Genomic DNA, 4,480 nt, shown 5'->3' with positions numbered 1-4,480 from the left:
CGCTTTTTATACCAAGACTCAACAGCAGAAATATAGATTGAATCTAGATTAGAAACAGGAAACCAAGGAGGAACGGCACCTATATCATGAAAATACCCATCAGAGCAACCAACGCCCGAACCATTAAAACAACTATCACCCAACTGATTATTAGACGAGGAACCTTGAGTATTATTCGCCTTGCCTTGTGAACGTGAAACATGACTTTGCTGCGCCACTTTATCAGCACCCTGCTCTGATTCAGTCGTCGCCTCATCACTAGAAATAAAACCAATAAGCGCATAAATAAAATATCCAAGTGAAACAATGATTAAAAGAAGTGAGAAAAGAAATTTAGGTTTTAAAAATACATTCTTACCTAATCCCGCTTTAGTTATCTGGCCTGTAACGGTTGAGGCATAGAGTAAATGAACATCGAGAGGAACCTTGAGGTTGTAAACAACATCGTCACTGGATGGTTTAGTCACCGTACGAAGTGGATCATGCTCCAAAATGCGAGGCTTACGTTTTGAAAAGAAAACGCCGTCCTTGCCTTTGTGTTGCTTGGCCAACTCTGCCACGCCTTTCAGTTCTTTAGGGATTTGAGCAAAATCAGGAGTAAGAAGAACAATATCCCAGTTGTAGTGCCTGTGCTCCATGAATGCGTTGTTGAAGTTCTCAGGATAGATAATGCGCCCGTTCTCATCGAATCGAGAGCGTGCACAATCATCAATCTCGCCAACATCTAACGAATCCATATCAACAGAAAGCCAACGAGAATGGAAAAGGTCAGAGAAGTAATCAGGCAGGTGCGGGGCAAAATCCGAGAAAGGACGTTTATGAACCGCAGACATCTTAAAACCTGCATTGGTTGAGTAAATTTGCTGACACTCATCAATCAAGATAAAAGAGCCAATAGGCGCCCAACAGAAAAAGTATTTCCAGAGTTCAAAACCTTGATCATTACGAGAACTGATTCGGACCAGGCGAGCGGAATCAGGGAACTTCTCCCCTAGCCTTTGCTCGATAACCTCCAAGGGCTGCATACCATGAATATTAGTAATACAAACGCGACCCTCACGAAGTGCGGGTAATAAATCGAACCAAACAGCGCAAGCCGACTTATAAGAACCACCGTGACCATAACGAAATGAAGTAGCCATAAAATCACCAATTAAAAAAACGCATAACTAAAGAAACACCAATAGAATCGAAAATAATACGCAAACCCGTCGTTACTCCGAATTTGTGCAAAATATAGCGAGTGTCAGAAGGCAAAGAATTAAAGCTGGTTTCTATCATGTCATAAACGCCATAATCAGAAAAAAGCGTTCTAGCGATACTCAGAGACATTTCAACACTTGCTATTTTTATATCAATCCAGACTGAAATAAAAAAGACGGCGGAATATTCGAAAGCATTTTTAATAATATCAGGAATGTTGACAATAAAATCATAAACACTAGAAATAAAAGCACCGATAAACTCAAAGGCTTGAAAGACTTCATCCATAAAACTATCTCCTAAATACAATATAAAGCGCCGTCAAAGAGCAAATGAAAATAATGACAGGATTAACAAAGGGTGCGACAGATTCAAAGCGTTGTAACCCAGATTGAACAACATGACCTTTAACCTCAAAAGTTTGATTAGTTAAAGAGCCAATATTGAAAGCCGTAGAAATAGAAATTAACCCCTTAGCCTCTTGAGCAAGATTTGAAAGCGTTTCTTTTTTTTCTGAAATAGATTCATTCAAAGAAATAAAATCAGAGGATGAGAATATAAGTTCTGGTACTTCATGAGCGTTTGGTTCAGAGAAGCCAGAACCATCAAAAAAATCCCCTAAAGAGTCAGACAAAGAACCAAGAGAATCAGAAACCCCCTGTAAATCATCACCTAACCCATTAACTGCGTTAGAGTTCTTATTTACAGCGGTCGTAATGTCAGCGTTAGCCTGTTGGATAAGCGCTTTAGTGTTTTCGTATATCTTGTTGTCATTGATTTGTTGCTCTTGAATCGCTTGGGTGTTATCGACTAGAGAGCCTTTAACACCAACCAATTCATTAGCAATAGTCGTTTGAGTTTCATTGATATCAGAGTTCAAATCATTTAGAGCAGAGTTAATATCTTTGTTAAGCCCTGTAATAGCGCTAACAACTGCCGTATCTGTTGAATCATCTGTGTCAGGTTCTTCCACATCCGGTTCATCTTCTACATCGGGTGGATAAAATTCATTGGTAGAATCATCAGGTAAGACACTAGGATCTTCTATAGGGCCAGTTGGGTCGTCAGGGTCATGGGTTGGGTCTTGTGGTGGGATAATTGGCTCATCAGGGCCGTTCGTACCCCAGAATAAAGTACCGCCATCACATTGATTTCCTGTAAATTGGAAATTACCGTGACATAAGGTGTTTTGTGTAAACTCACCGGAATCAACAGCAGTGCAAAGCGTGCTGTCACTTGGAATACGAGAGAGTTCGCAACGAGTCGCGCCAAAGTCACCATAACAAGCCCCCGTGACTTGTTCGCCGTAAACATAAGCCAGCCAATGAAGGCGTCTTTCGTCCCCCGTTGACTGTTTGAATTGACAGGCATCCATACAGGAACCATCTGGATTTTCACCGTAGTCACATTGAGATTTACAGCTCAATGTCGAAGGATCAAATTCACTATTTTCAGAACAACGAACCTGTGAATAAGAAAGAGCAAGCGAATTGTCACAAACTGTCTGATAAGGATAGCGAGCGTTAGCATAGGTTACCTTCTCAAATGTGCATGAACGAATATAATCATGCTTCATAAAACAAGCATTCACCTGATTAGGATCAACCCATTCGCCCGTAGAGCCGCAGCCCCTCATTTGCTTATAACTAACATAAGCTTCTAAAGCGAAAGTTAAATTACTGAAACATAGAACAAAAAGGACAATAGAAAAGCGCAGAAAATGAATCATTGTCTGAAACCAATAAAAAAGGGAGCCGAAGCCCCCTTGATTAACGGATTAGTGAGTATTGATACCGCTTACAAAGGCATGTAAGAACGTCCCCGAAAAAGCAACGCCAAGAACGATAGCAAGCACATCACCAAGAAAATTACCGGATAAGGGAGGCATTACTTGCGAAGGAAGCCAGTAACCATGTTCACCCCAAACGCTAGAGCAGCCATACCAATCAAGCCAGCAACTACGATGCCGACGTTAGATTGACCCGCAGCGATAGCGGTATTGATAGCCGATTCCATCGGGTTACCCTCAGCGAATGAAGGAGCAGAAAGAGCAGCAGTCGAAAGTACAAGTAGAGTTTTTTTCATGTTAATTACCTTTTGTTTAAAAGACGAACAACGCGACCAACCCAGTGACCAACAACCATATTGACCAAAAGAGCGCCGCTGACGTATACGAACAAATCGTGGTTAAAAACGATTTGCTCATGTGGTTGCTGATGCTCAGCCGCCGAAATAAGTACATAACCCTGACAAGCCTCAACAGGTGTGTTGGTAGCTTTCAAGTTTCCATACTTATTAACGACAGTGACGCATACAGACATTTTAAAAATCCAAGTTATTTAGCTTTAAATGACGCATCAAAATGCTTTTTGATTTCGTCATCTACAGGGATAAGTTTTGTTACTACAGAACCGGCAAGAGGATCGTCACCCAAACCCAGTTCAACGTGATAATCACGACGACCAACTAAAGCGCCGGACTCTTCAAGTTGGCGAGCGTATTTAAAATCAATCATCAAAGGCGTGTCGTATTTGTTATTTACTTCTCCAGTTTCACCGTAAACACGGCGCTTGTAGTTGTCTAAATCAAGAGGGCGAACAGGACGAGTAACATTGAGTTGAGCTTGGTCACCAAATGACTCGCTCCAAGTGAATGTAATGCCCAAAACATGAATGGATGACATAGTGAATTCCTTCTATAAGCTGTTGACTAGTTTTTGATGCATCGAGCAGAACTCACCCGAACCATCATCACGGATAAGAGAAGTAACGACCTTTTCAAAGTCGCCGTTGTAGAGGCTATATAAGCGGTTAACGAGCCGGCCGTATTGGCGCTTAGCCCAATAGCACGCTTTGATTACTTCAGAAGCTGCGCGCTTCTTTGTTTTGTAAGCAATGCAATTTGGTGTTACGTCAGTAGAGAAAAGAGAAGATGCGTAGTTGTTAAGCCCAGCAAAATGGCCATCAATATCAAGTAAGATATCGACCGACACTTTTTTAAGTTCCACTTCACTGCGATACCAAGTAAAACCGTCTTTTTCGATTTTTTGTTCAAGCTTTTTGTTGTAGATACGCCAGTAAACAAGGGATTGACGAGACCCAATAACACGAGCTTCAACACTGAATACCTTTTCGCCCTCAGCATTGATGTGCCATTCGTCCCCGTTCTTGTACTTAGGAGAGATACCGCGAGAGCGTTTAAAACCGTCATCAAGAAAAGCCAGTTCAACGTTTTTGCAAGTGTTGATACCTTCGAAGTCGTCAAAGGCCAAGTCAAT

At 41.5% G+C, this 4,480-nt stretch carries 7 protein-coding genes; all 7 read right to left on the bottom strand.

The window, feature by feature from the left end; all coding sequences use genetic code 11:
* The coding region (locus VJL_RS04865) for a zonular occludens toxin domain-containing protein (protein ID WP_038876121.1) at positions 1-1,142 on the bottom strand (1,142 nt) is incomplete at its 3' end.
* Positions 1,143-1,146: 4 nt separating this feature from the next.
* On the bottom strand, positions 1,147-1,491 hold the full coding sequence (locus VJL_RS04860; RefSeq protein ID WP_038876119.1) for a hypothetical protein: 345 nt from the start codon (positions 1,489-1,491) through the stop codon (positions 1,147-1,149).
* A gap of 4 nt (positions 1,492-1,495) precedes the next feature.
* Positions 1,496-2,932: a hypothetical protein gene (locus VJL_RS04855; protein WP_081634915.1), complete on the bottom strand. Its 1,437-nt coding sequence runs from the start codon at positions 2,930-2,932 to the stop codon at positions 1,496-1,498.
* 158 nt (positions 2,933-3,090) lie between these two features.
* On the bottom strand, positions 3,091-3,288 hold the full coding sequence (locus tag VJL_RS04850; protein ID WP_038876115.1) for a hypothetical protein: 198 nt from the start codon (positions 3,286-3,288) through the stop codon (positions 3,091-3,093).
* A 5-nt stretch (positions 3,289-3,293) separates the two neighbouring features.
* Entirely contained in the window at positions 3,294-3,524 is a 231-nt protein-coding gene (locus VJL_RS04845) for a hypothetical protein (RefSeq protein ID WP_038876113.1), read from the bottom strand.
* Between the two features lie 14 nt (positions 3,525-3,538).
* Positions 3,539-3,886 carry a DUF1293 family protein gene (locus VJL_RS04840; RefSeq protein WP_038876111.1) on the bottom strand — a complete coding sequence of 116 codons (348 nt, stop codon included), beginning with the start codon at positions 3,884-3,886 and terminating at the stop codon, positions 3,539-3,541.
* Between the two features lie 12 nt (positions 3,887-3,898).
* On the bottom strand, positions 3,899-4,480 hold a 582-nt coding region (locus VJL_RS04835; RefSeq protein ID WP_038876109.1), incomplete at its 5' end, for a replication initiation factor domain-containing protein.

Source organism: Vibrio jasicida CAIM 1864 = LMG 25398 (assembly GCF_000400365.1).
Lineage (GTDB): Bacteria > Pseudomonadota > Gammaproteobacteria > Enterobacterales > Vibrionaceae > Vibrio > Vibrio jasicida.
The sequence above is the reverse complement of the archived record's forward strand: the minus strand, read 5'-3'. Positions and strand labels throughout refer to the sequence as shown.

What these genes read in the sequence shown, in the direction of transcription:
- VJL_RS04840 (WP_038876111.1), bottom strand. Translation starts at nt 3,886, where the DNA reads ATGTCATCCATTCATGTTTTGGGCATTACATTCACTTGGAGCGAGTCA.
- VJL_RS04845 (WP_038876113.1), bottom strand. Translation starts at nt 3,524, where the DNA reads ATGTCTGTATGCGTCACTGTCGTTAATAAGTATGGAAACTTGAAAGCT.
- VJL_RS04855 (WP_081634915.1), bottom strand. Translation starts at nt 2,932, where the DNA reads ATGATTCATTTTCTGCGCTTTTCTATTGTCCTTTTTGTTCTATGTTTC.
- VJL_RS04850 (WP_038876115.1), bottom strand. Translation starts at nt 3,288, where the DNA reads ATGAAAAAAACTCTACTTGTACTTTCGACTGCTGCTCTTTCTGCTCCT.
- VJL_RS04860 (WP_038876119.1), bottom strand. Translation starts at nt 1,491, where the DNA reads ATGGATGAAGTCTTTCAAGCCTTTGAGTTTATCGGTGCTTTTATTTCT.